General features: G+C 44.8%; 14 protein-coding genes. 8 read left to right on the forward strand and 6 right to left on the reverse strand.

The window, feature by feature from the left end:
* Positions 1 to 154: 154 nt before the first annotated feature.
* A complete protein-coding gene (locus tag QUB64_RS08815; protein ID WP_333268450.1) occupies positions 155 to 1531 on the reverse strand; it encodes an ATP-binding protein in 1377 nt (458 codons plus the stop codon).
* A gap of 215 nt (positions 1532 to 1746) precedes the next feature.
* On the opposite strand from QUB64_RS08815, the gene QUB64_RS08820 reads away from it, so the two are divergent.
* Entirely contained in the window at positions 1747 to 3240 is a 1494-nt protein-coding gene (locus QUB64_RS08820; RefSeq protein WP_333268452.1) for an SHOCT domain-containing protein, read from the forward strand.
* 174 nt (positions 3241 to 3414) lie between these two features.
* Here QUB64_RS08820 and QUB64_RS08825 read toward each other — a convergent pair whose 3' ends face one another.
* The 5 genes from QUB64_RS08825 to QUB64_RS08845 form a co-directional block, all read right to left on the reverse strand.
* Positions 3415 to 3771 (reverse strand): hypothetical protein, encoded by a 357-nt coding sequence (locus QUB64_RS08825; RefSeq protein WP_333268454.1) that lies wholly within the window; start codon positions 3769 to 3771, stop codon positions 3415 to 3417.
* A 14-nt stretch (positions 3772 to 3785) separates the two neighbouring features.
* A complete protein-coding gene (locus tag QUB64_RS08830; RefSeq protein WP_333268456.1) occupies positions 3786 to 4184 on the reverse strand; it encodes a hypothetical protein in 399 nt (132 codons plus the stop codon).
* A 129-nt stretch (positions 4185 to 4313) separates the two neighbouring features.
* Positions 4314 to 4631 (reverse strand): helix-turn-helix domain-containing transcriptional regulator, encoded by a 318-nt coding sequence (locus QUB64_RS08835; RefSeq protein WP_333268459.1) that lies wholly within the window; start codon positions 4629 to 4631, stop codon positions 4314 to 4316.
* Between the two features lie 367 nt (positions 4632 to 4998).
* Positions 4999 to 6681, reverse strand: coding sequence for an HlyD family secretion protein (locus tag QUB64_RS08840; protein ID WP_333268461.1), 1683 nt, complete (start codon positions 6679 to 6681; stop codon positions 4999 to 5001).
* A 166-nt stretch (positions 6682 to 6847) separates the two neighbouring features.
* Complete coding sequence (locus tag QUB64_RS08845; RefSeq protein ID WP_333268463.1) at positions 6848 to 7318, reverse strand: MarR family winged helix-turn-helix transcriptional regulator; 471 nt, start codon at positions 7316 to 7318, stop codon at positions 6848 to 6850.
* A gap of 423 nt (positions 7319 to 7741) precedes the next feature.
* Between QUB64_RS08845 and QUB64_RS08850 the strand changes: the two genes are divergently transcribed.
* The 7 genes from QUB64_RS08850 (at position 7742) to QUB64_RS08880 (ending at position 15338) form a co-directional block, all read left to right on the forward strand.
* Positions 7742 to 8404 carry a class I SAM-dependent methyltransferase gene (locus tag QUB64_RS08850; protein WP_333268465.1) on the forward strand — a complete coding sequence of 221 codons (663 nt, stop codon included), beginning with the start codon at positions 7742 to 7744 and terminating at the stop codon, positions 8402 to 8404.
* 125 nt (positions 8405 to 8529) lie between these two features.
* On the forward strand, positions 8530 to 8658 hold the full coding sequence (locus tag QUB64_RS08855) for a DUF433 domain-containing protein (protein WP_333268467.1): 129 nt from the start codon (positions 8530 to 8532) through the stop codon (positions 8656 to 8658).
* A gap of 152 nt (positions 8659 to 8810) precedes the next feature.
* Positions 8811 to 9521, forward strand: a complete 711-nt coding sequence (locus tag QUB64_RS08860; RefSeq protein WP_333268469.1) for a M15 family metallopeptidase — start codon at positions 8811 to 8813, stop codon at positions 9519 to 9521.
* A gap of 342 nt (positions 9522 to 9863) precedes the next feature.
* Positions 9864 to 10937 (forward strand): glucose-1-phosphate thymidylyltransferase, encoded by a 1074-nt coding sequence (locus QUB64_RS08865; RefSeq protein WP_333268470.1) that lies wholly within the window; start codon positions 9864 to 9866, stop codon positions 10935 to 10937.
* Positions 10938 to 11108: 171 nt separating this feature from the next.
* The gene (locus QUB64_RS08870) at positions 11109 to 11639 is read left to right on the forward strand and encodes a hypothetical protein (RefSeq protein ID WP_333268473.1); all 531 of its coding nucleotides are present in this window, start codon (positions 11109 to 11111) and stop codon (positions 11637 to 11639) included.
* A gap of 155 nt (positions 11640 to 11794) precedes the next feature.
* On the forward strand, positions 11795 to 13924 hold the full coding sequence (locus QUB64_RS08875; RefSeq protein WP_333268475.1) for a glycosyltransferase: 2130 nt from the start codon (positions 11795 to 11797) through the stop codon (positions 13922 to 13924).
* 343 nt (positions 13925 to 14267) lie between these two features.
* A complete protein-coding gene (locus tag QUB64_RS08880; protein ID WP_333268477.1) occupies positions 14268 to 15338 on the forward strand; it encodes a glycosyltransferase family 4 protein in 1071 nt (356 codons plus the stop codon).
* Positions 15339 to 15502 lie beyond the last annotated feature (164 nt).

The following is a 15502-nucleotide window of genomic DNA, read 5'->3' on the forward strand; positions in this document are numbered from 1 at the left end:
GAAAGTTCGGATGTGCGATCGCACTAATAAATTGCATCATTTTCACGCATCCTGTAGGGGCGGGTTCGCCAAAAGCTTTAAAGGGTACAGACAAGTTAAATAAACCCGCCCCCACCCCACTGACGGGTTTCAGGAGAATGAAATATCACTGGTATTAATGCTGGTTTTTCACATACTCCATCAATACAGGCTGGAGTGTGAAAAGCGTTTTCTCACCTTGTTTCACTTTTTCAATTAATAAACGCCGTCCCAAGGATTGCACAGCTTGCAATAATGCTGATGGGGATAATTCGAGATTTGCTGAAATTTTTGATATTTCAACTGGTGCGGCTTCACTAGCTAGCCAGGATATCACTTGTTTTTCTGGTTCGGTTAGGCGATCGCACTGCTGGTGCAGCAGAGATTCTAAATCACCTAAAAATAGGGTATCATAGGAGAGAAACTCGGAAACGCTGCCGCCGAATAAATCTTGAATCATAGTTGCAACTATATTTAACCATAGGGGATTGCCTCGGTAAAGGTCAATCAGTTGTGACCATTTATCCTCTTCAGCTAATCTTTTCTCTCTGAATATTTCCCCTGCTTCCGGGCCCAAACCGTTGAGTTGCAGCGATTTACAGGGGCGGTTTTCGCCTTCTAGGGCGGCAATTTCTCTGGGTTTTTCCCAACTGAGGAGAATTAAGCAACTGTTGTGGGATGATTCTGCTAGTTGTTTGAAGAATTTGCCGTAATTTTCATAGCCTGGTTGGTAGTGACCTGCGAGTTGTCTGCTGCTGAAAATCGTTTGTACGTCATCGAGGATTAGGAGACAGCGGGATGAACGCAAATGCTCAATAAGTGAGGGTGATTCGATTTCTTGTTGTTGGGATACGAATTGAATTAAGTTTGTTTGTATGGTTTGCAGGGGTGGATAATTGCGGAGGCTGCGGTAAATAATATAATCAAATTCGTGTTGAATTTGTGGGATTAGTTGGAGAGTTAGGGCGGTTTTGCCGATACCGGATAAGCCGTATATGGTGATGAGGCGGGTGCAGTTTTCCAAAATCCACTGTTTGAGGGTGGTGAGTTCGGATGTGCGATTATAGAATAGGTTGGGTTCTGGTGCATCAGCTAAATCTAAATGTAATTTAGGTTCGGAATTGCTTGTTTTTTCGTTAAATTTATCTTTGTCTTGCGGTTCAGGTTGTGAGACTTCTGGGGAGTGCACATTTTCAGCCGAGATGTTGCCAATATGGATGCAGCCATTCCCGACGAGTGAGACAATATTAGAAGCTTGTAAATTTTCCAGTTTAGCTCTAAAATTGGCTTTACATAATTGCTCATCATCTAATGCACTTGAGAGAATTTTCCACAATTTGAAGCCAACTTCTTTAACATATTTTTCTGAACGGTGGTGTTCCTGTGCAATTTCTTTATATTTTTGATTGTTCCAAGCGCCGCGCAGTATAGCTTTTTGCAGACTATCTAAGTGTTTTCCTGTAGTAGTTAAAGCTAGATGGTCTGTAAATTTTAAGGCTTCTTCAACGTCCATCAGTCACGTATATGCAAGGGGTTGACCTGATTGTAACCCAACTAAATATGACTTTTTTAGTAGCAACCAACTAAATGTGACTTTTTATGACCTAGTGGGGATGGAAAAAACTACTAAATATGACTTTATATGGCTTGAAAATTTTGGGCAATTAGGAAATAATTTATACTTAAAGCAGAAAATGTTAGGCTCAGCGCTAGTTGCATATACCTGTTATGACACAACCGAATATTTTGGAACTCGCCAAACAGGGAGATGCAAAGGCGATCGCGCTTCTGCTGAACCGCCAGCTACAAGCCAAGGGCATCACCGCCGCAGCTTCTCTTAAGGATGGTTGTTTACAGGTGATGCTGGAAGCCCCAGAAGCGCCCAGCCAGCAAGTCTTGGCCCCGTGGGTGAGTAAGTCGATCGCTGGTTTGGGCGCTGCATCGATAGAGAAAGTGAAGGTTTACGGGCGACAGACGGGCGCGAAGGTGCCGGCGTGGAGTCAAGAGTTTGAAGTGGCGGGGCAAAAGTTGCCTGTTGCGGATGTAACACAGCAGCCGGCAAGTTCTAGTGAAAATACGGAGTCAAATCAGCTTAGTTTGAAGGAACGGGCTAAGCTTGGGGATGTGGAGGCGATCGCATCTCTGTTAAATCTGCCGTTGCAAAATAAGGGGATTAGTGCGACTGCGAGTTTGCAAGATGGTTGTTTACAGGTGATGCTGGAGTCGGGCGGGGTTCCTGATGAGGAGGTTTCTATCAGGATTGTTCGCAGGGAGCTGACGAATTTGAAGGCGGGGGCGATCATCGCATCTGTGAAGGTTTACGGGCAGCAGGCGGGTGAGGATTTTCCGGCTTGGAATCGAGAGTTTGAGATAGTGGTACAAACTCAGCCTGTAAAGCAGAATAATAATGTTAGGTCAAACAAGCAGAACAACACAATTACAAATGACCTAGCAACCCCAATATCCGTTTGTCTTTTGATATTATCTACTATCCTTTTGTTCATAAATTGGTTTTGGGCAATTATTATATTTAGTTTAGCTTGTTGTGCTGCTACCCAAATACCAGCGCAACCTCTTGCAAACGCTCAATCTATAGATCAGTTGAAAAGCTCCGATGATTTAGTAAAAGATCCAAGATCAAAAGTTCATCTCAAAGCTGAAAGTTATACAGCTATTAAACAAAAAGGTCTTATAGGTGTAAATGAGCAAGTTGTATTCTATCAAACAGCCACTTACAAAGGTGGAGTTCGAGGTTATCCCAATGCTTCTCAAAATCCTGGATTTGCATTTGTTCTCGATTATTCCTTTGCATTTTATGACAATCAAGTTTTATGCAAATTAGCTTATGAACGTATAATTGAAGCCAAACTCGATTTCTTTCAGATGGGTGGTGTGCGTGGCTTCCTAGCGTCGGGTGATGTAGGACGACAGCTTCAACAAACAAAGAATACTTTAGAATTATGTTACTTAGATGATGAAAATACAGAACGGAGTGCAAGATTTCAGATTCACGGAGCTATGACTATAGCAGGGGAAGCTGAAAAAGCTATGGAATTTCTCAATTATCTTCTTGAATTTAAGGGAGAGTTTACAAGCAAGTCAGCTAATGATCAATCCGATCCTATTTCTAAGTTAGAAAAATTGAAAAATCTAAGAGCTCAAGGATTAATTACTGAGTCTGAATTTGACGATAAAAAGCGAAAATTACTTGACTTGTTATAAAGATTTTTTTTTTATAAAAAGTTATTACCACCTGTAATCAAGCTTTTTATCAAGCGCGATCGCCCTTCCTTATTTCATCTCATCCCTAAAGTGCGATCGCCCTTTCTCTCCCTCTTTTCTGCAAAAGCGCGATCGCCCTTCCTTATTTCAACTCATCCCCAAGCGCGATCGCCTTTACTCAGGCAAAGTCAAAATAGTTGTAGCTTCAGCTAAGAGTTTACACTTAACTTTATTATTTTCCCCTTCAATCAAACAATGAGCTAAATTATCTGGCAAGGAATCATGCCGGACAATAAAACCTAAAGAACGGGCATATCCTGCTACCAAAACACCCAATTTAGTAGTATCAGGATTTCTGGCACGAGCTAAAACTTCCTGCGGAGTTGTTAGCCTAGCTAACTCAACTGAGATACTATCATCAGGTTTTCCTCTAACCTGAAAAGCAACTGATTTTACAGTATCATCCTCATAAAGATGTACATTAGGAATCCGACGATAAAGGATATCGTTATCTGCAATTTCTTCTAGCATTCCCCTACCCTGACTTATGGAATTAAAACCTGAGACACCACATTCAAGACCTCAGACAATGATACCTGGTTTTTCTCCTCAAACTTTCTCTCGCTTCCTGCACCCTCGATTAGCAAATAGCTGAAATCCATATCAGGTTTAATTTCCACTTCTAGTTGCCCGTGCGGCCCTCGCCATTCCATTTGTAGGCTACCATCCGCAATTGGTGCGATATCTGATGGTAAAAGTCGATCGCCAACTAAAGCTGAAAGAGCATATTTAACATCAATGAGAAGTTGACAGGCTTTCACAAAAGCAACGGGCGAAACTGGCAATGCACCATAAGAATCCCAGTCAGATTCCAGTTTAGTAAGTTGCGTTAAACGCTCTAATATTGAATCTAAGGAAACATCAGTTAATGTTGCTTGAGACATGGCTTTTATACGATAATATTTTCTATTATACTATAGCTATTGGTGACAATATAGAAATAGAGTCAGGTCTGATAGTCAAAGCGCGTGTAGCCAGCGGCAAGCATCCCCCCTAAATCCTTCATTAATTACTTATTTTACTCTAACAGCCAACTGCAACCCCAGTTGATCTAGTAGAGTTATCAAAGAATAAATTTCCTCGCCCCCACTCCCAGACAACATCCGATCGAGCTTCTCATATATAAGTTTAGCTTCTGTCGATAACTTATTCATCTGTAAATAAGCATCCACCACATCTTTAAGTCCTGCTCGCAGCAATTCAGGTTCGGGGCCTTCTGACTCCAATTCCAACATAGCCTCGATATAGCCAGCAGCACTTTCGGGGGTTTTTAGAGAAGAAATCAAGTATTCATGGTAGCTTCTACTTGTTGGCACTTTGAGTTCTTTCATAATCTCTCCAGTATTTTTTAGCTTGGCTAATATCTTGCTCGCTTAGTGCTTTTATCACCACCAGATATAGCAGTTGACAGTTGACAGTTGACAGTTGACAGTTACATAGTACGAGCATCAAACCGTTTATGCTAAAGGGTCATAGGCTCTATTCATGCTCTTATTTATGTCCTCACCGGTAGTGGCGGTTGCTATAGCAGTAACACAATTGTTAACCCGACTTGTTCAAAATAAACCCGATAGCCAGGGCCATAATCAATGCAGTGCACACCCTACAGACAGAGGTTCTGCGAAGGTTTTTAGGCTTAGGCTGGGACACAGGGTGCGCCGTGCACACCCTATATGAGGTGCTGTGTAAATCCTGACTTTATTTCAGTTCAACGTTTACAGTAGCAGACATCCCCGGTGCAATCCGCGATTCATAACCTTTAATGCTTTCGGCATCAAACACAACTTTCACCGGAATCCGCTGCACGACTTTGGTAAAGTTGCCCGTGGCATTGTCGGGAGGCAATAGGGAGAATTGAGCGCCAGAAGCTGGGGAGAAACTATCGAGATGGCCTTCAAATTTGCGGCTACCAAAAGCATCTAATTTGATTTCTACTTTTTGGCCTGGTTTCATGTTTGCTAATTGCGTTTCTTTGAAGTTGGCAATTACCCATAAATCGTTGCTTACGATCGCCATTAACGGAGTTCCCGACTGCACCCGCTGCCCCACTTCAACGGATTTGCGCCCGATTTGTCCGGCGGCTGGTGCGGTGATATTCGTGTAGGAAAGTTGCAGTTGAGCGTCTTTAACCGCAGCTTCCGATTGGGCGATCGCAGCCTTAGCAGCATCATACTGCGATCGACTGACTTTAGTTTGCTCGCCCGTAGCTTGAGCCTGTTGCAATCCGCCCTTGGATGCAGCCAGCTTGGCTTCAGCGGTGCTGATTCCTTCCTGCGCTACGGCGACTTTAGCTTGGGCGCTGGCGACGCCGACTTTGGCTTGCGCGACTTGGGCTTCGGCTTGTTTTACCACTTCTTGAGCTTGGGCTACTGCTGCTTGGGCTTCGGTTACGCCTTCTTTGGCTTGGGCTAACCTGGCTCTAGCTTGGGCAATTCCTTGTTGGGCTGCGGTGGTTTGGCCTTGGGCGACTTCGTAGGCTGCTTTGGATGCGTCTAATTGCTGGCGGGCGATCGCACCTTCTTGCTGCAAACTTTCATACCGTTTATAATCAGCTTGCGTTTTCACGAGATTAGCTTGCGCTTGCACTAATTGAGCTTGCGCTGCGGCAATTCCGGCTTCAGCTTCCGTCACTTTGGCTTGGGCTTGGGGAATTCCGGCTTCAGCTTGGGCAACTTTGGCTTGCGCTGCGGGGACGCCGGCTTCGGCTTCGGCGACAGCAGCTTCTGCTGCGGGTACCCCTTGTTGCGCTTCTCTAATAGCTGCTTGGGCGGTGGAAATGCCAGCGTTGGCGGTGCTGATATCTCCTTGGGCTTGGGCTGTTTTACCTTGGCTGGTTTGAGAGGCTAGGGAAATATTGGCTGCGGCTGCTTCGGCTTGGCGGCGGGCGTTTTCTAAGGCTGCTTGCGATTGTTGCAGTTTAACTTGGTAGTCGCGGGGGTCAAGTTTAATCAGCAGTTGTCCGGGTTTTACTTGTTGGTTGTCTTCTACTAAGACTTCGCCGACAGTACCGTTGATGCGGCTGCTGACTTGGTGGATGTGTCCGGCTACTGTGGCGTTGTCGGTTTCTTGGTGGATGGAGGCGTATTGCCAGTAATTGTATCCAAAGCTGCCGGCGGCGATCGCCCCGATGCCCAGCGCTGCTAAAATCAGGGCTTTCGGAGCTTTTTTCTTCGGGGTTTCCGGCGCCGGCAGGGGTGCTTGGATTTCTGTTTCTGGGCTGGTTTTGACTTCGGCGGGGGCGCTGACTTCTGTCTCTGGCGCGGGGATTACTGGTAGGCTTTTTGCTATGGTGTCGTCGATCGGCTTTTCTAAGAGGGCTACTGCTTTGCCTTTGCCGTTACCGTTGAATTCTGCGGGGTTGATTTCGTTTGTGCCTTTCATGGTATTTGACTCCTGATACTTTAGTAAGATGTCGTTTGTTTAGGGTACGTACTTTTTATTTAGTAAGACTGCTGTTTTTAAGGATGCGTAGTATTTTGCGGTTATTAGTAATGTAGTGGAGGTAGATGTTGCTGCGCTTCACTCGAAAGAGCTATTTGTTGTCGGTTTAGGACAGATTGACGATCGCCCGATCGATCAATTGGGAAAACAGTTCGCGATCGGCTTCTGGAATGCCTTCGACGGCTCGATCGCGGATTTCAGCTACCAGCGGCGGCAGTACCTCTTGCAGTGCCGTACCGGAGTCTGTCAGCCAAATGCGCCAAATCCGGCGATCGCGACAATCTCTCTCGCGGCGGACTAAACCTCTTTCTTCCATGCGATCGAGCACGCCTGTCAGCGTCCCGCCTACCTGTTGCAGTTTGTCGCCAATGCTAGAAGTTGGCAAACCGTCTTCTTGCCACAAGCAGCACAGCACCAGCCAGTGAAAAGGTGTCAGCCCAAAGGGTTCCAGTGCTTCTTGCAGCCTGCGAGTTCCTAGCTGCCCCAGCAGTTTGATGCGGTAGCCCAGGCTGTGGGGGGCGAGAACGTCGTGCCACTGAGCTAGATATTTGCGATCGACAGTGGATGTAGTAACCATAGGTTTATTACTTAGCGTTCGTATTATTAGTGTAAGAGGTTTTTAGGGATCTGTCAAGGTGCGATCGCAGGGTTTGTTTCAAACCGAATGCTACGCTCAAACCGAGAAGCAGCCAGGGGTTTAAACCCCCCTCTTATAGCTCAAGTCGGTTGAAACCGACTAAAAAACTCAAGCTGAATTCAATTTTTTAGTCCACTTTTAGTGGACTTGAGCTGTGAGCCAGGGGTTTAAACCCTTGGCGGACTCGCGGACTCGCGGGCACACTCGCAGACTGTGGCACTGTCGGGGATGTGTAGCTTTCAATAGTATTATCGATCGCACCCTCAACCACCCTAGTGCCGGATGTCCTTCTGGAGAAGTGTGTTTACAATTCTTAATTGTTCTTAAACTAGAAAGAGTAAATCTCATTGGCGATCGGAATTTATGTTGCTTCCAGCCGACAAACGTACCAAGTTAGACGACACAGACGACCTTTTGTTCTATTCCTATCCCCGGTTTGTGACGCACGTAGACGAGGGATTTATCCAGCAACTAACCGATTTGTATCGGGAACGGCTGAAACCGAATACTCGGATTTTCGATATGATGAGCAGTTGGGTGTCTCACTTGCCTGATGAGATGGAATTTGCCCATGTTGAAGGGCACGGCATGAACGAAGAGGAGTTGGCAAAAAATCCCCGACTGAATCATTATTTCGTGCAGAATTTGAACGCAAATCCCAAATTGCCGCTGCCGGATGCAGAGTTTGACGCGGTTGTCAACTGCGTTTCGGTACAATATTTGCAATACGCGGATGCGATTTTTGCGGAGATTCACCGGATTTTGAAGCCGGGGGGCGTCGCAATTATCAGTTTTTCCAACCGGATGTTTTATCAAAAAGCAATTGCGGCTTGGCGGGAAGGTTCGGAGGGCGATCGGGTAAAATTAGTCCAGGGTTACTTTGATTCGGTCAAAGGAGCGAACATACCCGGATTTAGCAAGCCGGAAGTAATTGCTAAACAGTCTAGCTTGCCGAGTTTTATGCAAATGCTGGGGATGGGAGGCGGCGATCCATTTTATGCAGTAGTTGCTTACCGCCAAAGTTAGAATTTTTAAGGTTTGTAGTGAGGACTTTAGTCCGCTGATTTTTTGGAGGACTAAAGTCCTTACTACAAACCTAGCCAGAGTTACGCTCTTTCGGTTACAATATATTTAACAGTGGCTCCTAAAACATGGACAACCAACTTTTGCAGCGCATCACACTCGACCCGAATATCTGTCACGAAAAACCATGTATTCGCGTTCTCCGATATCCAGTAGAGTTGATTCTTGAATTACTTAGTTCTGGCATGAATTTTTAATAAATCATAGACGATTATGACGATTTAGAACATGAGGATATTCTATCTGCTATAGTGTTTGTAGTGAGGACTTTAGTCCTCATCAATATCTGAGGACTAAAGTCCTCACTACAATTTTTTCTACAGTAATAAAGTCTGGAAAAAACCTTGATATGAAGCCATATCAGCAAATAGCTATCGACGAATGTGGCGAACCTTTAGTGCCAATTCCACCAGAACATTTTGCCTTTGAAATTCCGCACCCTTATCAAAAGCTGGGTGCTCCCTATCACAACAGCAAAGTAGATTCGCCCTACTATTTGCGGCAAGGAGTTGTAGATAGTTTGCTCTCCGCTAAAACGCAACTACAGCAAAATTATCCAAATTGGAAAATTCTGATATTTGACGCTTACCGGCCCGTGGAAGTGCAGCAATTTATGGTGGATTATACTTTCAATCAAATTGCCGTAGCTCAAGGCTGCGAATTTCCGGTTTCCGAAGACAAACGGCAAGTAATTATAGAACACGTATATCAATTTTGGGCCGTACCGAGCATGGATCTGGCGACGCCTCCCCCTCACAGTACGGGTGCGGCTTTAGATGTCACTTTGGTGGATGAAAATCAGCGGCAAATTGATATGGGTTCTGGGATTGATGAAATATCGGAACGTTCTTATCCAAATCATTATGCAAATAGCGATGAGCCGCAAAAACAGGAATATCACCGTCGCAGGCAAATATTAAAAGAGGCGATGGTAGCTGCTGGTTTTCAGCAGCATCCTAACGAATGGTGGCATTTTTGTCAGGGCGATCAGATGTGGGCTTGGTTGACAAATCAAAACAATAGTGGTAGTCAAGTTGTGGCCCGATACGGCCGCTATTAAACCATTGGAGATTGGAGATTGGAGATTGGAGATGACTGAATGTTCGATCGCCATAAATCATTTGGATAGCAACCGCCAAGATACTGAGAACGTCCTAAATTGCTGACACCCTGGCTTTTATTAAGCCTTCCTTCCTTCTTCCTTCTTACTTCGGTCAAGTGTCAACTGTCAACTATCAACTGCTTTCTGAGTCAACTGTCAACTATCAACTGTCAACTGTCAACTGTTCCAGGGAGGCTATTGCCAGCGGGGTAGCGGTGCTTTAAGATTAACGATAGCGAACAAGTGCTGGCAAATTCAGCCAGCACCGCAAACCCTAAAGGATAACTCAGAGTTCACCCAATGAAAGCACTCATCCTCTCTGGCGGCAAAGGAACACGCTTGCGTCCCCTCACCTATACGGGTGCTAAGCAGTTGGTTCCTGTGGCAAATAAACCGATACTGTGGTACGGAATTGAAGGCATTGTGGCGGCTGGGATTACGGATATTGGGATTGTTATTAGTCCCGAAACCGGGGAAGAGGTGAAGGCGAAAACAGGAGACGGCTCTCGATTCGGTGCAAAAATTACTTATATTTTGCAATCAGAACCGGCGGGACTTGCTCACGCGGTGAAAGTTGCCAGACCATTTTTGGGCGATTCTCCGTTTATCATGTATTTAGGAGATAACTTAATTCAGAGCCAGCTCGATCCGTTTTTAGAGAACTTTAATCAGCAAAAACTAGACGCTCTAATTTTGCTGCGTCCAGTTCCAAACCCGTCTGCTTTTGGTGTTGCTAAAGTAGATGAAAACGGGCGAGTTTTGCAGTTAGTAGAAAAACCTAAGGTTCCGCCGTCTAATTTAGCATTGGTGGGGATTTACTTTTTTGCTCCTAGCATTCACGAGGCGATCGATCAAATTCAACCTTCGCCTCGGGGAGAACTCGAAATTACCGATGCCATCCAACAGCTCATCAATCAGCAAAAACAGGTAGAAGCCTGCAATTTAGAGGGTTGGTGGCTGGATACAGGTAAAAAAGACGATTTGCTGAGTGCAAACCAAATCATTTTAGATAGCTGTGTCGTAGCTTCAACGGAATTAAAAGTAGACGCTAAAAGTCAAATAATCGGGCGAGTGCAAGTAGGTGAAGGCACGGAAATCATTAATTCTACAGTTCGCGGCCCTGTGGTAATTGGGGAAAATTGCCGCATTGAAAATTGCTTTATCGGGCCTTACAGCAGTATTGCCGATCGCGTGACGATGATTGATGCTGACATCGAACACAGTGTAATATTGCAAGCGGCGAAAATAGTTGGCATTCACCAGCGGATTGTGGACAGCGTGATCGGACAGCGAGCGCAACTTACTAACGCCCCGCCGCGTCCGAAAGCTCTGCGGTTTATGATCGGTGATGACAGTCAAATCGAGCTAGTTTAAATTGACATTGGCACTATTTTCCCAAGGGCAATTTACGGGATAACGCGCAGCTTGTAGGGCGCGCCACAAGCACCCATTGACGGAAAGAAAATTCACTAGATGCGGCGCAGCGCGCGCTTTACAGTCACGGGATGGTGCTTGTAGCGCACCATAATAAAAGGAGGGGGAAGATTGCAGTACGAAGAAATACCAACTCAACAAATCATCGATAAATTGCGGCAAACTTTGGAGCCGCGAATTGGTATTGCTGAGCTGCCGCTGTCGGGAAGAGAAAATAGTCGAGCCCGAGATGAAGATGACGAAGATATCGCGCTGTTGAAGAGCGGTTTCGATATTTACAACGTCCCAATTACATCTTACCAAAGGCGCCTCGGTTCTGCGGTCATCGCCGTGAGAAAAATAGTCCGCAAATTACTCAGACCGGTACTGGAACGACAAGTTATTTATAATTTTGCCAATACCCGCGTCGTGCAAACGTTGAGCATACAATTACAAAAATTGCAAGAAAATCAACAAACTCTCGAAAAAAAAGTTACTTCGGAATTCAGCAGCGGATTTCCCGAAGTTACGGTACAGCTTGAGACTCAACAAAAGGCGATCGCCAGTTTTCAGTCGGAAATAGAGCAAATCAAAGCAGTACAGCAGCAACATACTGCTATTTTAGAGGAGATTGCCGCTCAATTGCTCGATCGACCGCAATAAAATATCAAAAATGACCCGAAATAATTCGATCGCCAGCCCAGGATTCATTCGCAATTTTGCAATCCTTAAATAAAAAAATCCCAATAATTCAATTCTTCAATTATTAAATCCTAAATAATTCAATCTAAAATCTAAAATCCAAAATCCAAAATCGAATGACTTTACTGCCAATATGCTCGTTTATTATAGTCAACTATAACGGGCTGCGCCACACCAAAGATTGCTTAAAATCTATCCAAAAACTTGCGTATCCCGAACAGCTCATCGATTTAATTGTAATTGATAATTGCTCAGCAGACAATTCCGTTACTTCCCTGCGCGAACTGTTTCCCAAAGTTCGGATATTTGTAAATTCTGCCAATAACTTCGCCAAAGCTCTCAACCTCGGCATCAGCGAAGCAAAAGGACAATACATCTGCTTTCTAAATAACGATGCAACTCTTGACAGTCACTGGCTAGAAATATTAATTAAACGCCTAGAAAATGACCAAAAAGTAGGTGCAGCTAGCGGTAAATTGCTGTTCAAAGACGGGCGAATCAACAGCGCCGGAATTCAGCAGTTACCTAATTATTATTGGCAAGATGTCGGCTTTGGCGAAAAAGATGCGGGACAGTACGATACAGAAAGAGAAGTCGAGGGGCTGTGTTGGGCGGCGGTGCTTTTTCGCAGGGAATGTCTGGAAGATGTCGGGCCGATTGATGAAGATTTTGTGATGTATTTTGAAGATGTAGAGTTTGCCAAACGCTGTCACAAACGCGGCTGGAAAATGCTTTACACTCCCGCAGCTATCGCCCATCACGAGTATCGCGGTTCGAGTAAAGGTAGCAAACTCACCGAGTATTTCTGCAACCGCAATCGTTTTTTGTATTTGGCGAAACACGAACCGTTGCAATTAGTTAAAGCAATTCACACTTCTGATTTTTTTAGTAACAAGCAGTACGATTTGCTGTTTGAGAGTTTATTTTTCGCGATTAAAAAACTGCTAGATTATCAGAAACCGGAAATTGTCGCCGCGGTAGTGCCGCAGTTAGCCGAAAAGTTGGCGGTGATTTACAGCCGCAGCCAGATCGATCGCATTTTACCTCGATTGCAGGTGGTGCGGGGCGATCGCAAAATGTCGATCGCAATTTACGATCACGGACTGCATTTTATCGGCGGCGGCCAAAAATACGTCGCTACCGCCGCTTCGCTGCTGCAAAATGAATTTGACATTACCTTCATCACCAACAAACCCGTTGCTGTTTCTGACTTAGAGTCGTGGTACGGGCTGAATCTTTCAGGCTGCAAAATTAAAATTATTCCCTTGCAATTTTACGAGAAACGCGGAATGCAGTGCATCGATTCCAGCATCATCGCCGACGATATGGAAAATCCCTTCGATGAAATTGCCAGAGAAAGCAAAAATTACGATGTTTTTGTCAACGCGAATCAACTAGAAAAAGTAAAACCGCTATCGCCTATCTCAGTATTTTTATGCCACTTTCCCAATACTTTTCGGAACTCTCACTTTGCTGTGGATGACTACACATTTATTATTGCCAACAGTCAATTTACTGTCAAGTGGCTGGAGAAACGTTGGAATTTGCAACCCACTTTTATGCTGTATCCGCCCGTAGAAATGGCAACAGCTAAAGTGCCGAAGGAAAAGATCGTTTTAGCTGTGGGACAGTTTGAAGCTGGAGGAACAAAAAAGCAAATTGAACTAATTGAAGCTTTCCGCAGTTTGCTAGCAGATTATCCCGATGAACTTCAAGGATGGCGGCTGATTTTAGCGGGTAGCAGTGTTCCGAAAAATCCTTATTTAAAGACGGTGCAGAATTTGTTGAAGCAGGATTCAAGGGCGATCGAACTTAAAGTCAATGGTTCCTTAGATGAGGTAAAATCGCTTTATGCTAAATCAAGTATATTTTGGCATGGCTGCGGTTTGGGTGAAGTCAATCCTCAAAGGTTTGAACATTTTGGGATGGCGACTGTGGAAGCAATGCAAAACAGTTGTGCTCCGATCGCGTTTTGTGGCGGTGGACAACCGGAAATTGTCGAACACGGGCGATCGGGCTTTTTGTTCAATACCGTTGAACAACTGTGCCAATATTCACATCAACTAATTGTCAATCCCGATTTGCTAGCAGAGCTTCAAGCTAGCGCGCAGCAACGCAGTCAGAACTTTAGACTGGCACCTTTTGAGAAAAAACTCTTGAGTTTTTTTGAGATTATTCACCAAGAATATGCTACAATTCGGCTGCCAAATCCTGCTGATATTGCTCAAATGCTCGATCGACCTTAAGGAGACAGATATGGATGTGGGTAAGGACACGGCGCCCTGCCCATTGGTGTTAAATTAAGCCCAGATCCCCCCTAGCCCCCCTTAAAAAGGGGGGGGACAAGAGTGTTCTCAAAGTCCTCTTTAATAAGGGGGAACCGGAAGTTCTCAAAGTCCCCCTTCTTAAGGGGGATTTAGGGGGATCTAGTCTCGGCAGCAAACGAGAAATACAAAGGTTTTTGACCTTAATTTTACACCAATGGGCGAAGCGTAGCGGAGGGAGTACCATTTCCATACAGATATCGCCGGCAATCGACCAGATTTGAGATCAAATATCGATTAATAAAAAGTTTATTTTTACTGAATCGTGTCCAACCCACTGTTAATCAATTTATCCTTTCTAACTCCCGAACCCACGGGAATCGGGACTTATGCAGCTAATCTTTTCCCGCAACTGCAACAGCTAAAACCAATATTACTCGCTTCCCAGCAAATTGACAATTATATTTGCTATCAAATCCCAGATAACATCACACCCGATCGAGGTACTAAAGGACAAATTAACAGACTGCTGTGGACTCAATTTAAATTACCTAAGATTTACGAAAAATTGCAGTCAAACCTAATATTTTCGCCGATTACCGAAGCGCCTTTATATTCCAAATGTCGCTACATAGTTACGGTTCACGATTTGATTCCTTTGCGATTCCCCCAAAAGTTCTCTCGGTTGACAGCTTATTTCCGCTACTACATACCCCAGGTTTTGCGACAAGCCGAACATATTATTTGCGATTCTGAAGCAACGGCGACAGATGTTGCTAACTTTTTCCAGATTCCGCGTCATAAAATGACCGCAATTCCCCTAGCTTGTGATAATATTAATTTTAGAGATCTTGACTTGCCAGCTAAAAATTATTTTCTTTATACCGGCAGACACGATCCTTACAAAAACTTAGAAAGATTAATTGCTGCATTTGCGAGTTTGGGCGATCGCGCAAATTACGAATTGTGGCTGGCCGGGCCTCCCAACGCCTACACGCCACAGTCGATCGCACAAGTAGAACAATTGGGTTTACAATCTTTGGTAAAGTTTCTCGGTTACGTTCCCTACTCGCAATTGCCCGTACTGATGAATCAGGCGATCGCGCTGGTATTTCCCACACTCTGGGAAGGCTTCGGCTTGCCGATTTTGGAAGCAATGGCCTGCGGTACACCCGTCATCACTTCCAACCTGTCATCGATGCCAGAAGTGGCCGGAGATGCGGCATTATTAGTCAATCCCTACAGCGTCGGAGAAATAGCCGCAGCCATGCAAACAGTAGCCACAGATTCAAAAGTGCGATCGCACTTAAAAAAATCTAGCTTAGCGCGATCGGCCGAATTTAGCTGGCACAAAACCGGAACAGCAACCGCCAACATCTTACAGCAATATCTTTAAAAAAGATTACTGGTAAGTTAAGGTTTGTAGTAAGGACTTTAGTCCTCAGTCATTTGGAGATAGAGGACTGAAGTCCTCACTACAAACGGTAAGTTAAGGTTTGTAGTAAGGACTTTAGTCCTCAGTCATTTGGAGATAGAGGACTGAAGTCCTCACTACAAACG

Origin of the sequence: Microcoleus sp. Aus8_D2 (assembly GCF_036702665.1) — a bacterium.
Classification (GTDB): Bacteria; Cyanobacteriota; Cyanobacteriia; order Cyanobacteriales; family Microcoleaceae; genus Microcoleus.

Coding starts and splice junctions, on each gene's coding strand:
- QUB64_RS08855 (WP_333268467.1), top strand. CDS start 8,530: ATGGACAACCAACTTTTGCAGCGCATCACACTCGACCCGAATATCTGT.
- QUB64_RS08865 (WP_333268470.1), top strand. CDS start 9,864: ATGAAAGCACTCATCCTCTCTGGCGGCAAAGGAACACGCTTGCGTCCC.
- QUB64_RS08845 (WP_333268463.1), bottom strand. CDS start 7,318: ATGGTTACTACATCCACTGTCGATCGCAAATATCTAGCTCAGTGGCAC.
- QUB64_RS08835 (WP_333268459.1), bottom strand. CDS start 4,631: ATGAAAGAACTCAAAGTGCCAACAAGTAGAAGCTACCATGAATACTTG.
- QUB64_RS08850 (WP_333268465.1), top strand. CDS start 7,742: ATGTTGCTTCCAGCCGACAAACGTACCAAGTTAGACGACACAGACGAC.
- QUB64_RS08825 (WP_333268454.1), bottom strand. CDS start 3,771: ATGCTAGAAGAAATTGCAGATAACGATATCCTTTATCGTCGGATTCCT.
- QUB64_RS08860 (WP_333268469.1), top strand. CDS start 8,811: ATGAAGCCATATCAGCAAATAGCTATCGACGAATGTGGCGAACCTTTA.
- QUB64_RS08815 (WP_333268450.1), bottom strand. CDS start 1,531: ATGGACGTTGAAGAAGCCTTAAAATTTACAGACCATCTAGCTTTAACT.
- QUB64_RS08875 (WP_333268475.1), top strand. CDS start 11,795: ATGACTTTACTGCCAATATGCTCGTTTATTATAGTCAACTATAACGGG.
- QUB64_RS08840 (WP_333268461.1), bottom strand. CDS start 6,681: ATGAAAGGCACAAACGAAATCAACCCCGCAGAATTCAACGGTAACGGC.
- QUB64_RS08830 (WP_333268456.1), bottom strand. CDS start 4,184: ATGTCTCAAGCAACATTAACTGATGTTTCCTTAGATTCAATATTAGAG.
- QUB64_RS08820 (WP_333268452.1), top strand. CDS start 1,747: ATGACACAACCGAATATTTTGGAACTCGCCAAACAGGGAGATGCAAAG.